General features: G+C 70.0%; 12 protein-coding genes. All 12 read right to left on the reverse strand.

What is annotated here, in order from left to right; genetic code table 11:
- Nucleotides 1-4: 4 nt before the first annotated feature.
- The 12 genes from QHF85_RS04540 to QHF85_RS04595 all read right to left on the reverse strand — a co-directional run bounded on the left by QHF85_RS04540 (nucleotide 5) and on the right by QHF85_RS04595 (nucleotide 16868).
- Nucleotides 5-1408 carry a hypothetical protein gene (locus tag QHF85_RS04540; RefSeq protein ID WP_281325798.1) on the reverse strand — a complete coding sequence of 468 codons (1404 nt, stop codon included), beginning with the start codon at nucleotides 1406-1408 and terminating at the stop codon, nucleotides 5-7.
- A gap of 1 nt (nucleotide 1409) precedes the next feature.
- The gene (locus tag QHF85_RS04545) at nucleotides 1410-2033 is read right to left on the reverse strand and encodes a penicillin-binding protein activator LpoB (protein WP_281325799.1); all 624 of its coding nucleotides are present in this window, start codon (nucleotides 2031-2033) and stop codon (nucleotides 1410-1412) included.
- A 13-nt stretch (nucleotides 2034-2046) separates the two neighbouring features.
- Nucleotides 2047-4575, reverse strand: a complete 2529-nt coding sequence (leuS, locus tag QHF85_RS04550) for a leucine--tRNA ligase (protein WP_281325800.1) — start codon at nucleotides 4573-4575, stop codon at nucleotides 2047-2049.
- Nucleotides 4576-4698: 123 nt separating this feature from the next.
- Nucleotides 4699-6135 carry a hypothetical protein gene (locus QHF85_RS04555; protein WP_281325801.1) on the reverse strand — a complete coding sequence of 479 codons (1437 nt, stop codon included), beginning with the start codon at nucleotides 6133-6135 and terminating at the stop codon, nucleotides 4699-4701.
- Nucleotides 6132-6746, reverse strand: a complete 615-nt coding sequence (locus QHF85_RS04560; protein WP_281325802.1) for a hypothetical protein — start codon at nucleotides 6744-6746, stop codon at nucleotides 6132-6134. The genes QHF85_RS04555 and QHF85_RS04560 overlap by 4 nt, the downstream gene beginning before the upstream one ends.
- On the reverse strand, nucleotides 6743-7702 hold the full coding sequence (locus QHF85_RS04565) for an ACP S-malonyltransferase (RefSeq protein WP_281325803.1): 960 nt from the start codon (nucleotides 7700-7702) through the stop codon (nucleotides 6743-6745). Before QHF85_RS04565 ends, QHF85_RS04560 begins: the two co-directional genes overlap by 4 nt.
- A gap of 2 nt (nucleotides 7703-7704) precedes the next feature.
- Nucleotides 7705-8454 (reverse strand): 3-oxoacyl-ACP reductase FabG, encoded by a 750-nt coding sequence (gene fabG / locus QHF85_RS04570; protein WP_281325804.1) that lies wholly within the window; start codon nucleotides 8452-8454, stop codon nucleotides 7705-7707.
- Complete coding sequence (locus QHF85_RS04575) at nucleotides 8451-9494, reverse strand: glycine cleavage T C-terminal barrel domain-containing protein (protein WP_281325805.1); 1044 nt, start codon at nucleotides 9492-9494, stop codon at nucleotides 8451-8453. The genes fabG and QHF85_RS04575 overlap by 4 nt, the downstream gene beginning before the upstream one ends.
- Complete coding sequence (locus QHF85_RS04580) at nucleotides 9487-9789, reverse strand: acyl carrier protein (protein WP_281325806.1); 303 nt, start codon at nucleotides 9787-9789, stop codon at nucleotides 9487-9489. The genes QHF85_RS04575 and QHF85_RS04580 overlap by 8 nt, the downstream gene beginning before the upstream one ends.
- Nucleotides 9786-11861 (reverse strand): beta-ketoacyl-[acyl-carrier-protein] synthase family protein, encoded by a 2076-nt coding sequence (locus tag QHF85_RS04585; protein ID WP_281325807.1) that lies wholly within the window; start codon nucleotides 11859-11861, stop codon nucleotides 9786-9788. Before QHF85_RS04585 ends, QHF85_RS04580 begins: the two co-directional genes overlap by 4 nt.
- A 14-nt stretch (nucleotides 11862-11875) precedes the next feature.
- Nucleotides 11876-12871 carry a hypothetical protein gene (locus tag QHF85_RS04590; protein WP_281325808.1) on the reverse strand — a complete coding sequence of 332 codons (996 nt, stop codon included), beginning with the start codon at nucleotides 12869-12871 and terminating at the stop codon, nucleotides 11876-11878.
- A gap of 64 nt (nucleotides 12872-12935) precedes the next feature.
- Nucleotides 12936-16868 (reverse strand): serine/threonine-protein kinase, encoded by a 3933-nt coding sequence (locus tag QHF85_RS04595; RefSeq protein ID WP_281325809.1) that lies wholly within the window; start codon nucleotides 16866-16868, stop codon nucleotides 12936-12938.
- Nucleotides 16869-16947: the final 79 nt, after the last annotated feature.

The following is a 16947-nucleotide window of genomic DNA, read 5'->3' on the forward strand; positions in this document are numbered from 1 at the left end:
CGAATCAGCGAAGCACGAAGAACGGCACGAGCGCCCAGCCGCCCGCGTCTACTTTGACGTCGAACGTTCTGCGCTGCCCCCGCACTTCGAGCGTGATCGCATGCTTCCCCGCGGGCACACGCGCCCTCGCGATCGCGATCCGCGCCGGCAGGGTCGACCACGAGCGCGTGTCGGGCGTGTCGAGCGCTGACATCGTCAGGCTCGTCGCGAAGCCGAGCAGCATGCCCACGGCCTCCGCGCTCCCGTCTCTGCGCTGCCGCTCGTCCTGCGCGGCGTTGATCCCTGCTGCCGTCGCGCCTGCCACGGCCACGCTCGCCGCCGTGCGCGCGAGCAGCCGCGTGATCGCGGCGAGCACCAGCGTCCCCTCGCGCTTGTGCCAGGCCGACCGCACCTCGCCTTCCACGTCGAGCGCCTGCTCCAGCGGCAAGATCTCCTCGCCGATCGACGCCTTCGGCACCTCGTAGCCGCCGCGGCCCTGGCCCAGCGTGGGGTAGTTGATCCACGCCACGGCGCCCTGGAGCACGAGCGAATCGACCTCCCTGCGCTCCATCGGCGAGAGCTCCTGCCCGACGATCTGCATCGCCATCCCGATCGGGATCCGCACCGGTGTCTTCGGCGGCACCCGCCCGAAGCCCACGACGACCAGGATCTCCGCCTCGCCTGTCTCCTCCACGGGCGCGAGCGGCTCCGCGCCCTCCACGAGCGCGTCGACCGCCTCGTGGATCGTCGTCTTCTGCCCGCGCGTCAGCGCACGCAACGGATCGCGCAGCGACTTGTAGCGCGCGTATTCGAGCGCCTCGTCGTAGTGCAGGAGCGCCTCGTCGCGCGCCTTCGACTTCTCGTACGTGAAACCTGCGAGGTAACTCCCGAGCCCGAGCAGCGCGCCCTCGTCGCCCAGGCTCTCGATGTACTTCTGCATGACCGCGAGCCGCCGCGCCTCCACGCGCGCGCCGTTGAGGTCGTGCCGCGCGAGGTAGCTCAGCATGTTGAGCGTGTTCAGCAGGAGTTTTTCGTACGCAGGCGCCTTGTATGGCCCCGCGTCGTCCGAGAACACGTAGCGGCCGATGTCGGCTGCTTTGCTCGTCGAGAGGTCAAGCACCTCGATGGCCTGATCCGCGGCGCCGAGGTCGCGCGAGGCCTGCTCGTACTTTCCCATCGCGAGGTGGATGCTGCCGCGGTCGAGCAGGAGCAGCGCTTCGTCGCGCGAGACGGGCGGGATCTCGCCCGGCGACTTCACGCCGAGCTCCTGATCGAGCGCGGCGACGGCTTGCTCCATCGAGCCGCGATCGAGCGCGGCGAGCGAGTCGCGCACGCGCACGTCGTGCCCGGCGCAGCCCGTGTTCGCGAGCGCGCCGAGCGCGAAGGTGATCACGCAGGCGGCGCGCCGGAGGCCGACGAGCGGGCCCATATCAATCCTGGTTGATGAGGGCCTTCGTGAAGGCCGCCTTGTTTTGCCAGCGGACCGCGCTCGTCTCGGTCTCGATGACCTGCATGAACATGAAGTACTGCACGCGCCGCCCGCCGGCCGTGCGCTCGTCCGAGGTGTAGACCTTGCCGGTCATGTAGTACTTCGCGCCGAGCTGACGGCCGTACTGGGCCGCGTGGTTCGGATCGAACTGGCCGCCGTGCTGACGCTCGACCTCGGCGATCATCTGGTTTTGCCGCTCGCGGCTCACGACCGTGACGAGCTGCGAGTTCACCATGAAGGTCTCGGCGTCCGAGAGCACCGCCTGCAGCTGGCTGTCGATGTGCTGGCTCGTCTCGTTGAGCATCGGGAAGATCGCGAGCGTGGGATCGTCGCCCGCGTCGGCCCACGTCTTGGCGAGGGGCGAGGCCAAGAGGTGCTTCATGTTCTCGTGGAGCAGCTGCTCCATGTCGCGCTTGTCGATGCCCGTGCTCATCGGCGGGTCGTCGAGGCCCTCGACCTCCGAGCCGCGGACGAACACGGGGTCGCTCGAGCAGCCGGCGGCGAGCGACGCGAGCAGGGAAACGGCGAGGGCCGGGACGAGGCGAAGGAAGCTTCCGTTTTTCATGGTGATGGGACGCTCAGGCGACGACGAGATTCACGATCTTGCCGGGTACATAGATGAACTTTTTCAAAGTCTTGCCGGTCGTGAACGCAGAGACACCCTCGGCTGTGAGCGCAGCTTCACGGGCCTCGTCCTCGCTCGCCTTGACGGGCAACGTCACGCGGCCCCGGACCTTGCCGTTCACCTGCACGGCCATCTCGATCACGTCGTCGACGCAGAGCGCCGGATCGAACGTCGGCCAGGCTTCGAGCGTGATGGATCGCTCGTTGCCCCACAGGCGCCAGACCTCCTCGGCCACGTGAGGTGCGAACGGCGAGACGCAGAGCAGGAGGGCCCGCGCGGCCTCGCGCGGAAGCTCCTTCAGCGAGCCGAGGTGGTTCAAGAGGACCATCATCGCCGAGATCGCCGTGTTGAACGAGAGCGTCTCGACGTCCTCCGTGACCTTCTTGATCGTCTTGTGGACGAGGCGCTTCGTCGCGTCGTCGATGGCATCGACGAGCGGCCGGCCCGTGAGGATCGAGAAGATGCGATCGCGGAAGCGGACGACGCCCTGGATCTGCGCGGATTGCCAGGGTTTGACCGCTTCGAGCGGGCCCATGAACATCTCGTAGAGGCGCAGCGAATCGGCGCCGTAGGCCTTCACGATGTCGTCGGGGTTCACCACGTTGCCGCGCGACTTCGCCATCTTCTCGCCGTCCTCGCCCAGGATGAGGCCCTGGTGGACGAGCTTCATGAACGGCTCGGGGTGCGACACCTTGCCGATGTCGAACAGCACCTTGTGCCAGAAGCGCGCGTAGAGCAGGTGCAGCACCGCGTGCTCGCCGCCGCCGATGTAGAGGTCGACGGGCATCCAGTCGTCGTAGGCCTTCTGGCTCCACGGCTCGGCGTCGTTCTTCGGATCGAGGAAGCGCAGGTAGTACCAGCACGAGCCCGCCCATTGCGGCATCGTGTTCGTCTCGCGCGCGTACCACTGCCCGTCTTTCTGGAAGAACCTCCAATCGACGGCGCGGGCGAGCGGGCCCTGCGGGTCCTCGCCGGGGCGGAAATCGACGAGGTTGGGCAGGCGCAAAGGCAGCTCGTTCTCGGGCACGGCGATGGGTTTGTCGTAGCGGATCACGTACTCGTCGCCCTTGCGCGGGTCGCCGGCCGGATCCTTCATCTCGACGGGGAAGTAGACCGGGATCGGCTCGCCCCAGTACCGCTGCCGGGAAAACACCCAGTCGCGCAGCTTGTACGTGACCTTCGGCGCGCCCTTCCCCGAGGCGACGAGCTCGTCCACGATGGCGCGTTTGCTGTCGGTCGACTTGATCCCGTCGAACTTGCCGCTCCGCACGAGGACGCCCTCGTCGACGTAGGCCGCGTCGAGCGAATCGTGAAGCTTGCCGTCGGGGCTCACGACCTCGATCACGGGCAGCTCGAACGTCTTGGCGAACGCGTAGTCGCGCTCGTCGTGGGCCGGGACGGCCATGACCGCGCCCGTGCCGTAGCTGCCGATGACGTAGTCGCCGACCCAGATCGGCACGGCCTTGCCGGTGATCGGGTGGACGGCCATCGCGCCCGTGGGCACGCCGGTCTTCGTCTTCTCCGAGGTGCGATCGAGGTCGCTCTTGCGCGCGGCGGCCGCGACGTAGGCGCGCACGGACGCGAGGTTCTCGGCCGAGGTGATCTTCTCGACGAGCGCGTGCTCGGGCGCGAGCACGACGTAGGTACACCCGAGCAGCGTGTCGGGGCGCGTCGTGAACACGTCGATCCGCGCGCCCTCGAACCCTTGGACGTCGAACGAAATGGTCGCGCCCTCGGATCGCCCGATCCAGTTGCGCTGCATGCTGACGGTGCCTTCGGGCCAGGTGAGGAGGGACAGATCCTCGGCGAGGCGGTCGGCATAGGCGGTGATGCGCAGCATCCACTGGCGGAGCGGCGTGCGGACGACGGGGTGATTGCCGCGCTCGCTCTTGCCGTCGATGACCTCCTCGTTGGCGAGCACGGTGCCGAGGGCGGGGCACCAGTTGACGAGGACCCTGTCCTGATACGCGAGCCCGCGCTCGAAGAGCTTGACGAAGATCCACTGCGTCCAGCGGACGTAGTTCTCGTCGATGGTGCCGAACTCGCGCTCCCAGTCGTAGCTGAAGCCGAGCATCTTGAGCTGGCGCCGGAACGTGTCGATGTTCTTGCGCGTGGTCTCGGCGGGGTGCGTGCCGGTCTGGATCGCGTACTGCTCGGCGGGCAAACCGAAGGCGTCCCAGCCCATCGGATGCAGGACGTCGAACCCCTTCATGCGGCTGTAGCGGCAGAAGATGTCGGTGGCCGTGTAGCCCTCGGGGTGCCCGACGTGGAGGCCCGCGCCCGAGGGATACGGGAACATGTCGAGCACGTAGCGCTTCGGCCGACCTTCGTGGCGAACGGCGCGGAAGGCGCCGGTCTCTTCCCAGAAGCGCTGCCAGCGGGGCTCGACCTCGGCGTGAACGTAACGAGCGGGCTCCTGCGCGGCCGCAGCGCCATCCGCAGGCGTGCTCGGCGAGGGCGTGTTCGCGGTGGGGGACGTCATGGCGACCGTACGATTAGCACCGACACGGCGCATGTGTCAGCGGGCGGGCGCTGGAGACGTGGCGCCCACGCGAAGCAGGAAAGCTCGCGTAGCCGTCGGGACGCATGGAAACGCCGGGCAGCCTCATCGCGCGGGGGCCTTCGATCGCCTCGACAGCGCAAGCTCCGCGGCCACCCACCGCCGCAACATCTCCGCGTCCTGCGCCTTCGCGAACCGCGCTTCGAACCTCGGCTGTGTCATCGCTGCGGCCAGCTCCTCGGCGTCGAGCGGCCTCTTTTTCGCGCCGTCGATCACGATGAAAAGCTTCCTCGCCGCCTTGTCGACCACGAGGCACGCCCAGCCCGGTCCTTCCTCCGCGTGGACGAGCGTCCCGGCGATCACGCTGTCGAAGGCCGTCGACGCTCCATCGTGCACCACCCGCATTCGCTCGCCGTCGTCCGCGAGATACGCGTGATGGTGCCCGTCGTCGCTGAACGTCAGATCTGCCGCCCATGCAAACGGCCTCTGCTCGCGCCCGTCGATCACCACGAATCGGGCCCCGCGGCTCGCGGCCACATATCCGAATTTCGACCCGCGCCGCGCGAAGACCGGCCGATCCACCGCGTCGTAGGCCGGGCCCTCCTCCCCATTCACGACGATGTGAAAGCTGCGCCCGCGCCGCGCCGCATACGCCACGCGCCCGCCCTCGGCGCCGAGGACCAGGCTCCCGGGCGCGATTTCCTCGTACGGCGGGCCCTCCACGCCGTCGAGCACGAGGACCTCGCCGTCCGCCCGCCGTCCAGCATAGGCCACGTGCGTGCCGTCCGCGCTGAACAGCACCTCCGAGATGCGAGCATAGGGCGCGGATTCGATTCCATCGACCGTCACACGCCATTGCCCGCTGCGCTTCGCCACGTACGCGAATCGGGCCCCGCGCGGCCCCAGCGCATGGTGCGCGATCGCCTCCGCGGGCGGCGACTCGCGTCCGTTCATCCAGAAAAACGCCTCCTCGGCGCGCCGCCCCACGTGCGCCACCGCGGCCCCGTCGTCGCTGAATCGTAATGCGCCGATGCCGTCGTAAAGCGGCCCGGGGGCGCCGTCGACGACCGCGCGCACGGAAGCGCCCGTTCTCCCCACATAGGCGAAGCGCCCGCCGCGGCCGAAGAGCATCGTGCCCTCCAGAATGGCATCGAAGGCGGGCCCGGGCCTCTCGTCGAGCACCACGCGCCACGCGCCTTTTTGCTGCGCCGCATAGGCCACGTGCACGCCGTCCGGGCTCAGGACGACCTCGCCCAATCCGTCGAACGTCGGGCCCGCGCGCCCGTCCACCACGAGCGACCAGCCTGTTTCGCGACGCGCGGGGTAGGCGAGGCGGCGGCCGTCCGCGCTCCAGACGAGCGATTCGATCCCGATGCCGAGATATTCGGCGCCGTCCACGCCGTCGACGCGCACCCGCTGCTTGCCGGCGCGCTCCAGCACCTCGACGTGATGGGCTCGATCGGGGCTATGGCCCAGCCAAACGAGCGTTGGCACGCAGCCCATCGAAAACAAGAGGGCCAGGCCGAGGACAACCGCCTTCATCCGAAGATCGGCGCGGGCAGCGGCGGGATGCTGCGGGTGCTGGTCATCACGCCCTTCGCCACCGTGCGCCCCTCCACGCGGGCCTCGACCTCGTACCGCGCGAGGTCTTCCATGAGATGCGATTGCGCGACGATGTACTCGATCCGCTGCCCGGCGAAGACTGGCTGGAGCAGCTTCACGTCCACCGACGCGCTCATCCCCACGTGCAGGTTCGAATGCGTCTTCAGCGATTCGACGAGCGCCGCGGAGACCTCGGGCTTGTATCCCGGCTGCAGACGATATCCGAGCGCCAGGTTTTGCAGGGCCTCGATCACCTCGTTCGGGTCGCGCCCCTGCGCCTCCCAGGCGTCCTGGTAGGCGGCGATGATGCCGAGGAGGTTACCGCTCTGACCGAGCCCCTCGATCGTGTACACGCCGGGCCAGAGGTGCAGGCCGGGGAAATGGCCCTCGAAGACCGGCTCGTTCGCCGAGACGTGGCGCGCGGCGCGCAAGGTCGGCCGTGGCCTGCGCTCGTACGATTCGATCACGTCGACCATCGAAAACGGGCGACGGTGCGGGATCAGAAGATTGATCACGTCCGCGCCGAGGGACAAGCGGGAGCTCGTTTTCATGAGAGGCGCCTCCGCAGCGCGTCCACGGTGCGCCGGATGTCGGCTGCATTTTCGGTCGCGTGAATGCGCACCTCGGCGCCGAGGTTCGTCCGGACGAGCGAGCGTAGCACCGCGCCCGGGGCGATGGTCACGAAATCGGTGACGCGGCGTTCTTCGAGGGTCGCCATGACGTCGGTCCAGTGGATGGTATGGACGAGCTGGCCGGCGAGCAGGCGCGGGACGAGCCCTTCCTCGTCGACGAGTTTTCCGGTTGCATTGAGCACCATGGGGACCTGCATGGCCCCGCGACGGGCGCGCGTGAGCGCCGCCTCGAGCTCGGGGACCGCGTCTTTCATCGATTCGCTATGCCAGGGGCCGGCCACGGGCAAACGTCGCGCGTGACGCCAGAGGTCGACACCGAGCGCCTCGCTGAGGGTGCGCACCATCGCGCGAATGGCCTCCTCATCGCCGCTGAGCACCACTTCCCCATGCGCATTCAAGGCCGCCATGTGGATCCCCGGCCGCGTGGCCGCGCGCTTCAGCGTACCTCTCCAGAAGACCGGCGAAAGTCCCGTCGAAGGCTCGGAGAACGCGATCATCGTCCCCGGGTTCCGCTTGGCTTCCCGCGCCATCAGCCGACCACGGAGCGCCGCGGTCGCAATCGCATCCTCGGGCGTGATGGCGCCCGTCGCGGCCCAGGCCGGGAGCTCTCCGAGGGAATGCCCTGCCACGATGTCGGGCTTGATCCCCGCGGCGAGAAGCTCGCTGTGGACGAAGAGCGCAATCGCGGTGAGCACGGGTTGCTGGATCTCCGTGCGTTCGAGGGCTCGGCCGCCCTTTGCGAGGAGCTCGCCCGGTGCGATATCGGCGGCCGCCGCCGCCCGATCGAGCATTTCCTTGCCCCGCGGCGCGCTCTCCGCGAATTGCACGGCCGCGATGAGCCCCTTCGCGCCCTGCCCTGGAAAGAGAAACGCCACCGTCACAACGTGAGCCCCCCATCCACGACGAGCGCCTGCCCGATCACGTACGAAGCCTCCTCCGAGGCCAGAAACAAGACCGCCCGCGCGACCTCGTCCCCGGTCCCGAAGCGCCCGAGCGGAATTTGCCCGCGCGCCTTCTCCGCGATCCGTTTGTCCAGGCGCTTCGCCATTCCCGTGCCGAGCAGCCCCGGCACCACGGCGTTGACCCGGATCCCGCGCGGGGCGAGCTCGGCCGCGAGCGTGCGCGTGAACGCGAGGATCGCGCCCTTCGAGGCCGCGTAATTCGATTGTCCGGGGCTCGCATGCTGCCCCGCGACCGAGGCGACGTTGACGATCGCGCCCCGCCGCTTCGCCATCATCGGCCGCACCACCGCGCGGCAGCCGTGAAAGGCGCCGCCCGCATTGACGCGCATCACTTCGTCCCAGCTCTCCTCGGCCATCAGCGGGAAGAGCTCGTCCGCTGCGACGCCGGCATTGTTCACCAGCACGTCGACCGCGCCCCGGGCCGCGAGCACGTGCTCCACGGCCGCGTTCATCGACGCCGCGCTCGCGACGTCCATTGCGAGCCATGCGCCCCGCCCGCCGGTCTCCTCGATCGCTCGAAGCGTCTCTTTCGCCTCGTCCTCGCGCGTCCGGTATCCGACGAAGACGAACGCCCCCTCGGCGCCGAACGCCGTCGCGATGCTCCGGCCGAGGCCTCGCGAGGCGCCGGTCACGATCACCGTGGTGTCTTCGAATCGAGCGCTCATGAAGGCAACACGAACGGCGACATCTTGGATTCGTCCCGTCCCCGGTAGCTATGCCGCTGCGGGCTCACGTACAGGCTGCGGTTGTTGATGAGCGGCGCCGAGAGCGTGCGGATCGGCCGGCGCTCGCCCGCGCTCCGGGCCTCGTACCGATCGATACCGGCATATGCATACGGTCGATCGAGCAGCAAGAGCGCCACCCATTCGCCGCGAATGACGGAGAACCCGACCGCGAGCACATGGCCGATCCGCTGGTCGTCCAGAAAAACCTCGTCCCCCTCGGACACGGGCGCGCCTGAGACGGCCCAGACGACCCGCGCCTTCGCGCCCGCCTCGCGCCGCGCCCGCAGCGCGGCGGAGCCCACGTAGTCCTTGCGGTACGAGACGCGCCATTGCAGGCCGAGCTCCAGCGGCGAGAGGCCGGCCCGGCCCTCGCGGCGAATGTTGAAGAAGCCATTTTCGAGCGCGCATTGCTCCAGCGCGGGCAGGCTCGCGTGCGCGAGGTCGAACGCCGCGCCCTCGCGGACGAGCGCCTCGCGCACGGCATCGACCTCGCCCGTGGGAATCAGCAGATCATATCCATACTCGCCGGTTTTTCCCGACCGAAAAAAGACCCCGCTGTCGGTCCGGTAAAACGCGAGGTACGGGAGGCTGCCGACATCGGGCCCGAGCACGGTCGTGCAGAGCTCCCAGGCATAAGGTCCGTGCAACGAGAGGAGCGTCCCGTCGCATCGCTCGACCGTCGCCTCGACGCCCGCGGGAAAATGTTCTTTCAGGAACGCGACGAGCGCCTCGGGCGAAGGCCCCTCGGCGAGCAAAAAGAACGATTCGTCGTCCCGGGCCACGTGGATGTCCGCGAACGGGCGGGCCTCCTCGTCGAGCAAGAGGCTCGGGCGCATCTGGCCGTCCTGCAGGAAGAGGTCGCAGGCGACGACGTGGTCGAGCGCCTCGTACGCGCCTTCGCCCTCGACGCGCAGGCACGTGACGTGATCCCCCGCGGCGAGCGCCACGCTCGTGCGCAAGGCGCGAATTTCGTCATCCATCGACATCGTCCGTCCTCCCGTGGGCGAGGGCCAGGTCGACCAGCGTATTCACGGTGCGCATGGCGGGCCGCGACAACCTCTCGTTCGGCAGCTTCACGCCGAGCTCGGATTCCATGCTCACGAGCAATTCGACCGCGTCCACCGAATCCAGGCCGAGCCCCGTGCCGAAGAGCGGCGCGTCGGGGTCGATCTCGTCGGGCGCGCGGCTCACGTGCAGGCGCTCGACGAGGAGCGTGCGCACCTTGTCGAGGATACGCTCGCGACGCTTGATGTACCGGGCAAGCTCGGGGTTCATGCGGCTCCTTTTCGGCTGAAGACGACGGCGGCCGCGGTGGTGCCGCCCGGATCGGGGACCAGCACGTGCTCGGAGGTCCCTCGCAAGATCGAGGTTACGGCGAACGCGCAGGCGAACATGGCCGCGGTCGCCGGCGCAGGGCCGAGCACGGGCGTGATGGACGGCGCGACGACGACGGTTTTTGCGTCGAGCCCGGCCATTCGAAGCGCGAGGCGCGAGGCTTGCTCCACGTCGCCCGGGCCGGCGAGGCCGAACCCCGAGAGGCGCACGGCTTTTGCTATCGATGCGTCCGACGCCGGGTCTTTGCCGAGCACCAGGCACGCCGCTCCTTCCCCCTCGTGCGCCTCGAATTCGAGGGAGACGCGCTCGTCGACGCCGGCCGCGAGGAGGAGGTCGACGTCGGAGCGCGTCGAGAGGTGCATCGCCGCATAGATGAGCGCGACGAGGCCGCTGCCTTCGCCCGTCGTGAGCGTCGTGGTCGGCCCCTTGAGCGCGCAGAGCTTCGTGCACGTCCCCGCCGACGCATTGAGGACCATGCGCGTGAACGCCGTGGCCGAGAGGCGCACGAGGCCACGGTCGCGAATGCTGTCCCTGAATTCACGCTCGCTCTCGGTCGAGGCGCGCGTCGTGCCGACGAAGAGCCCCGCCCGCTCCCGTTTCGCACCGCGGAGCGTGACGCCTGCATCGGCGAGCGCGAGCGCCGCGGCGGCCGAGAGGTATCGCGAGGCCGGATCCATCCCGCGGCCATCCGCCGTGGGAATGAGGCTCTCGATGCGGAACGCAGGCGCGCGGCGGCGGAGCGGGACGTTCGCGGCGAGCGCGGCCCCGAGCGCGTCGAGATCCATCCCGTGCGGCCCCACGGCCGAGGCGCCGAGGATCAGCAACTCGGCTTTGGTTTGTCGCGGCGTGACGCCCTCCGCCCTGCCCACGACGACGGCGGCATTCGCGCCCCCGAATGCCGAGTTGTTGCAAAGCGCGCGCTCGACGCGGGCCACGCGGGGCCGGTCGCCGGCCACCGGATCGGCCGGAGAGCGCGGTCGCGCCTTTTCGTAATGCAAGGTCGGAGGGATCTTGCCCTGCGCCATGCCGCAAAGGGTCGCGATGAGCTCGAGCACGCCCGCGGCGCCCTGCGCGTGGCCGAGGAAGCTCTTCGTGGAGCTCACGGGCAAACGCGCTACGCGCTCGCCGAAGACCTGCTCGATCGCCCGGTATTCGGCGGCGTCGTTCGCCATCGTGCCCGTGCCGTGGGCGTTGATGTAATCGATGTCGTCGGCCGCAGTCCCCGCGTCGAGGAGCGCGCCTCGCAGCGCGCGCGCGACGCCGGCGCCCGTCGGATCGGGCGTGGTTGGATGATAGGCGTCGGCCGAGAGGCCATACCCGAGCAACGTCGCGAGCACACGCGCGCCGCGGGCGCGGGCCTCGCTCCCACGTTCGAGCACGAGAAACCCCGCGCCTTCGCCCAGCGTCGTCCCCACGGGCTCGCTGAACGGCGCGCATTTCGAGGGGCAAAGCAGCCCGAGCGCGTGAAAGCCGGAAAAAATCTCCGGCGTGAGCTCGTCCGTGCCGCCCGCGATGCAAACATCGCAATGCCCGGCTTCGAGCAGATCCCGGCCGAGCCCGATCGCGTTCGTGGAGGAGGAGCACGCCGTCGAAAGGGTGAGCGTCGGGCCCTCGATCCCCAAGGCGCGCGAGACCTCCGCGGCGACGAGGTGCAGGCCGTCCACGTGCATGCCGAGGCTCGTGCCGAGGACCAGGGCCACGCGGCGCTCCTCGACGCCCCCCGGCCCGATCGAAACGCCCGCATTCGCGAGGGCCTCGCGCGCGGCGGTCGTGGCGAATTCCACGCAAAGATCGCCGGAGCCCGCGCCGGGCACCATCCCGCCGAGCGACACGGAAAAACCCTCGGTCGAGAATCGCTCGATGGGGCGAATGCCGTCGCGGCCCTCCTCGATGGCGGACCACAACGCGGACGTGCTCGCGCCGAGCGCCGAGACGGCGCCCATTCCGGTGATGGCAATCGAGAGGCCCGCCTCCATGGAGGCGCGGGCTTCGGGGTCCAATCGCGGGCGCATGCGGCCGGGCGAGATCAGCCCTCGGTCGCCCGCATGATAGCGCCGACGATGAGCGTGATGAGCCCCGCGATGCCGAGGAGCGCGCCGACGGTCATCACGTACACGCCGCCGCCGGACGCGAAGATGCCACCGATCAAGAGGGCGAGCACGCCGACGCCGAGGAGAATGCCGCCCACCGAGAGCACCATGTTGCTGCGGGCATGCGGATTCGCAGCGGCAGGGGCCTGGGGCGCGGCGCCGTCGTTCGCGGTCGCGCCCGCGCTGGCCACGTTCCAGCGCCGCGCGTGGGCCTCGGTGCGCTCCCGGAGCTGGAAAACCGCCTCTTCGCCCATTTGCGCGACGAGACGGCGCTCGAAGTCGGCAATTGTCACCGGCCGTGCGGCCACCTTGTTCACCTTCGTCACGTATTCGTCGATGAGCAGCGGCGTCGATTGCTTCATGCGGGCGCACGCCTCGACCGCAATCGAGCGAAGATGCAGCCGCCGCTCCATCGAGATTCCGGCCTTGGCCGCGTCCTCGTCGATTGCCTCGATGATGCGCATTCCGAGCCCCGGATCTTTCCGCATTCGGAGACCGATGTCGGCGCGTTCGGTGGGGGTCAAAGCTTCGAGCTCGCTCGTCATGCCGAGCATCGCTTCGTCCATCTCGCCCATCCCGTTCCTCATCCGCGCCTGCATGCCGGGATGCGCGCGCCCCTCCTCGGGCAGATCGTTGAACGAGCCCACGAGGAGCAACGAGCGGAGCGTCTTGCGGACGACCTGCTCCTGCTTTTGATATTTCGGATCCGTAGCATCGCGCGCCGGGATCATCGACGGGATGCGAGCTTCACGGGTCTTCAGCGCGTCGAGCCCTCCGTCGAGGCGCGCGAGGAACCGGTCCATTTCCTCGGGGCTGACCATCAACACCGGCGACGCAGCCGCGCCGGTCGTGCCCGCGCAACCCAAGCTGCCTGCCGCCGCGGTCCCCGCCCCTCCGAGCACGCCCACCTTCAAGAAATCACGTCGTTCCATGGCCCACCCCGAACGTTGGTGAAGGAAGCTGCGAAAGGAGGATGCCCGCTCCGAGAGGGAGGCGTCAAGCCGCGCCGGGTGACGCAACGAGCCATGCCGCCGCGAGCTCCAGCGTGCGGGCGTTGTCCGGAACGGCGCGCAAGAATCGCTCGCGCCGCGCCGCATCGCCGATCTTTTCAGCCCGACCGAGCAGATGCGCGCGCGCGGCGGAGAGCGCCTCCTTCGCGCGCTCATGCTCTCCATTCGCGTGGAGCGCCTCGGCGTACACGAGCCGCACGAGCGGCTCGTCCGAGAGGAGCGCGCCGATCTGTTCGAGGAGCTGCTTGGCCTCCTCCGCCGCCGACAGCGCCTCCGCAGGACGTCCACAGGCGAGCAGCACGCGCGCCAGCGTCGCGAGGTACGAGCAGCGGCGATTCGGCGGCGCGTCGACGAGCGCCACGGCCTCGATCGCGGCGCGCTCGGCGGCTTCGCTGTCGCCCTGCCGCACGAGCACGAGCGCGAGGAACTGCCGCACGTCGTGCGCCGAGAGCACGAGGCCGGCGTTCGCGAGCGTCTCCAGGATGTCTTCGAGCAGCGCGCGCGCCTCGGCGAACGCCCCGCGCGCCGCGAGCGCCTCGGCGAGCCCGTGGCGCGCGCTCGCCGCGAGCATCGGCAAGCACTGCGCCTCGGCGCGCGCGACGAGCGTGGCGAGCTCCTCCTCGGCGCGGGCGTGATCGCCGAGGTCGCAGAGCACGAGCGCCGCGTAGATGCGCATCGAGATGCCGAAACGATCGACCTTCGCCTCCTCGAAGGACCGCGCCGATTCGAAGAAAAACTCACACGAGGATTCGAGGTCGCCCTCGACGAGCGCGCGCGTCGCCGAGACCGCCGCCCACTCGGCCCGCACGATGGGCTCGCGCCGCGCTTCCTCGGGCGCCTGCGTGAACCGCTCGGTGAGCGTCTCGGCCGCGCTCCGCTGCCCGGAGCGCAGGAGCATGCGCGCGATCCAGCCCATCGCCGCAAGCCTGCGCGTGAACGGCGAGGCCTCGCGATCGGCGCGCTCGAGCATCGACTCTGCGATCCCGAGGAGCTGCCTTCGCTCGCCACGCGAGCTCTCGGCCCACGCCGCCGCGCTCGCCGCGCCGAACCAGAGCGGGCTGTCGGGCGAGAGGAGCTGCATCGCCTCGCGCGCCCGCCGCGCCGCCTCCGCGAGCTCGCCGCGGTAGAAATGCGCCTCGGCCTGCGCTTGCCGTACCTCGCCGAGCAGACCGCCGTCCGCGCCGCAGGCCTCGGCGCGCTCGCTGCGCTCGAGCACCGCCTCGAAGTCGTTCGCGCTGAGGGCCTGCGTCGCCGCGCGCACGAACCACCCCGCGGCCTTCTCGCGGTCCTCGCCGCGCTCGCAGTGCTCGGCGAGCACCATCGCGTCGCGCTCGCCCGCGGTTTCGAGCCACTCGGCCGCAAGCCTGTGGCCGAGCGCTCGATCGACCTCCGTCAACGCCGCATACGCGACTTCGCGCAGGAGATCGTGCCGGAACGCGAGCTCCTCCTCGCCGGGAAAACGGCTCTCGCGGCGGCGCATGAGCAGCTCGCGGTGCACGAGCGTCTCGATCCATCGGCCCACGTCGACGACGCTGCTCTCGCCTCCGAGCAGCGCGCGTGCGCCGCCGCTCCAGAACGTCTCGCCGAAGATGCTGCCCGCGCGGAGCAGCCAGCGCGCCTCGCTCGGCAGCGCTTCGAGCCGCGCCTGGAGCATGGCGAGCACCGTCTTCGGCAGCGCGGTCGCCTGGCCCTCGGCCACCGCGCGCAGGAGCTCTTCCAGGTAAAACGGGTTGCCCGCGGCCTGCGCCACGACGCGCGTGAGCAAGGACGGCGGCGCGTCGTCGCCGAGCACATGCCGCGCGAGCCGCTCGCTCGCGCGCCGCGACAGCTCGCCGAGCCGGATCTCCTGCACGCCTCGATCCGCCCAGAGCCCTGGGAACCTCTCGTGCACGTCGGGCCGCGCAAACGCGAGCACGAAGAGCGACCGCTCGCGCGCGAGCCGCAATGCCGCGTCGATGAGCAGCACGCTCGGCGTGTCGGCCCAGTGCAGGTCTTCGAGCACCAGCACCACCGGCCGCGCCGCGCTCGCCGCGCCCACGAAGTCCTCGAAGCCGCGGCGGATCTGATCCCCCATGAGCACGGGATCTTTTCGGGCCGCGCGCAGGAACGTGCTCGCCTCCTCGGCCGCCCACGGCGCGCCCACGAGCTCGCCGTAGAGCTCCATGACGCGCCCCGCGTCCGCGCCGAGGTGCCGCGTCACCGCGCCGCGGATCTTTTCCCGACGCACCTCGATCGGATCTTCCTCGTGCAGCGACGAGGCCCGCCGCAAGAGCTCGGCGGCCATGCCGAACGGCGCGCCCGTGCGCGTCGGATCTCCCTGCGCGAGCCAGATCTCCGGCCGCGGCTCCGCCTGTTCGAGCTTCTGCAAGAGCTCGTGCCGGATGCGCGATTTCCCGATGCCGGCCGCGCCCGTCACGAGCACCGCGCGCGCCGCGGGCTCGCTCGTGCACTCCTCGTAGAGCGCGAGCAGCGTCGAAAGCTCGCGCTCGCGGCCCACGCACGGCGTCACCCGCCCGAGCAAGAGCCGCGATCCCTCCTGCGCTTGCGCCTCGCCGAGGAGCGAACGCACCGCCTCATTCCCTTCGATCACGAAGCGCGCTTCGAGCAGCTCCGCCGTCAGCTCGTCGAGGCGCACCGGCCGCCGCGCGCCGCTCTCGTCGGCCTCGCTCCTCGTCGTGCACCGCTCCTCCTCGCGCAAGAGCTTCGCCGCGCGATCGATGCCTTCCCCGACGGGCAGCGCGTGCGACAGCACCCCTCGCCCCGTCACCAGCACCATCGGCGCGTCCGGCACCATCGCCCGCAGCGCGAGCGCGCACCGCGCGGCCTGCGTCGCCTGATCCGTCGCCATGCCTGCGCCCGACAGCACGAGCGCCGCCGACCCATCCGCCAGCGCCTCCACGCGCGCCCCGTACGACCGCGCCACCGCGCGCAGCGCCGCGAGCGGCGCGATGCCGGCCGAGTCCAGCGTGCCGCCCAGCGGATCGACGGGTAGCACCTCCTTCGGCGCGGACAGCAGGATCACGCTCACGAGGCGCTGCTCGCCGCTGCCGAGCGCGCCCTTCGATCGCAGCGTGTGCGGCGGTTCGCTCGTGATCTCGTCGTTCGCCACGCGCGCGAGCGCGCCCATCACCGCGTCGCCGTCCGCGAGCCGCTCCTCGGGTTGCTTCGCGACCATCCGCGCGATCAGCATGTCGAGCGCGGGCGGCACGCCGGGCCGGAGCGCCGAGACCTTCGGCACTTCTTCGAAGAGCACCTTCGCCAGCACGGCCACCACGTGCTGCCCGGTGAACGCGGGTTTCCCTGCGAGGCATTCGAAGAGCACGCAGCCGAGGGCGAACACGTCGGCCCGCGCGTTCACCGCGCGATCCCCGCGCGCTTGCTCGGGCGCCACATAGCCGGGCGTCCCCATGAACACGCCCGTCTTCGTGACCACGTTCGGGTCCGACGCGCGCCGCGCGATCCCGAAGTCGAGCACCATCGCGCGCCGCACGTCGCCGCCCTCGAGGAAGATGTTGCTCGGCTTGATGTCGCGGTGGACGATCCCGTGCCGGTGCGCGACGGCGAGCGCGCTCGCGATGCGCTCGGCGAGCGCCATCGTCTCCTCGACGCTCAGCCGCTCCCGCGCGATGCGCGCGTCGAGGCCCTCGCCCGAGAGCCACTCCATCACGAGGTACGGCTCACCGGATTCGAGCTCGCCGTAGCCGAGGTAACGAACGATGGCCGGGTGCGAGAGCGTGGCGAGCACGCGCGCCTCACGATCGAACCGCGCGCGCTCCTCGACGCTCGCGCCGTTCATGATCTTGATCGCGACCTTATTGCCGGTCTCGCGATCGCGGGCCTCGAACACGGCGCCCATGCCGCCCTGGCCAGCGAGACGCACGAGCTCGAAGTGCTCGCCAACCGACACACCTACCCGCATCTCCAGCATTATCGCACGTCACGCATGGGCTTCGGGAAGGCAGTTCGGCTCTGTTGCTTCTTTCCCGGTCTGTCGCGAC

The sequence above is a fragment of the Polyangium sp. 6x1 genome, assembly GCF_029946515.1.
In the GTDB taxonomy this organism is placed as follows: domain Bacteria; phylum Myxococcota_A; class Polyangia; order Polyangiales; family Polyangiaceae; genus Polyangium.

What these genes read in the sequence shown, in the direction of transcription:
- QHF85_RS04540 (WP_281325798.1), bottom strand. Translation starts at nt 1,408, where the DNA reads ATGGGCCCGCTCGTCGGCCTCCGGCGCGCCGCCTGCGTGATCACCTTC.
- QHF85_RS04545 (WP_281325799.1), bottom strand. Translation starts at nt 2,033, where the DNA reads ATGAAAAACGGAAGCTTCCTTCGCCTCGTCCCGGCCCTCGCCGTTTCC.
- leuS (WP_281325800.1), bottom strand. Translation starts at nt 4,575, where the DNA reads ATGACGTCCCCCACCGCGAACACGCCCTCGCCGAGCACGCCTGCGGAT.
- QHF85_RS04555 (WP_281325801.1), bottom strand. Translation starts at nt 6,135, where the DNA reads ATGAAGGCGGTTGTCCTCGGCCTGGCCCTCTTGTTTTCGATGGGCTGC.
- QHF85_RS04560 (WP_281325802.1), bottom strand. Translation starts at nt 6,746, where the DNA reads ATGAAAACGAGCTCCCGCTTGTCCCTCGGCGCGGACGTGATCAATCTT.
- fabG (WP_281325804.1), bottom strand. Translation starts at nt 8,454, where the DNA reads ATGAGCGCTCGATTCGAAGACACCACGGTGATCGTGACCGGCGCCTCG.
- QHF85_RS04575 (WP_281325805.1), bottom strand. Translation starts at nt 9,494, where the DNA reads ATGGATGACGAAATTCGCGCCTTGCGCACGAGCGTGGCGCTCGCCGCG.
- QHF85_RS04580 (WP_281325806.1), bottom strand. Translation starts at nt 9,789, where the DNA reads ATGAACCCCGAGCTTGCCCGGTACATCAAGCGTCGCGAGCGTATCCTC.
- QHF85_RS04585 (WP_281325807.1), bottom strand. Translation starts at nt 11,861, where the DNA reads ATGCGCCCGCGATTGGACCCCGAAGCCCGCGCCTCCATGGAGGCGGGC.
- QHF85_RS04590 (WP_281325808.1), bottom strand. Translation starts at nt 12,871, where the DNA reads ATGGAACGACGTGATTTCTTGAAGGTGGGCGTGCTCGGAGGGGCGGGG.
- QHF85_RS04595 (WP_281325809.1), bottom strand. Translation starts at nt 16,868, where the DNA reads ATGCGGGTAGGTGTGTCGGTTGGCGAGCACTTCGAGCTCGTGCGTCTC.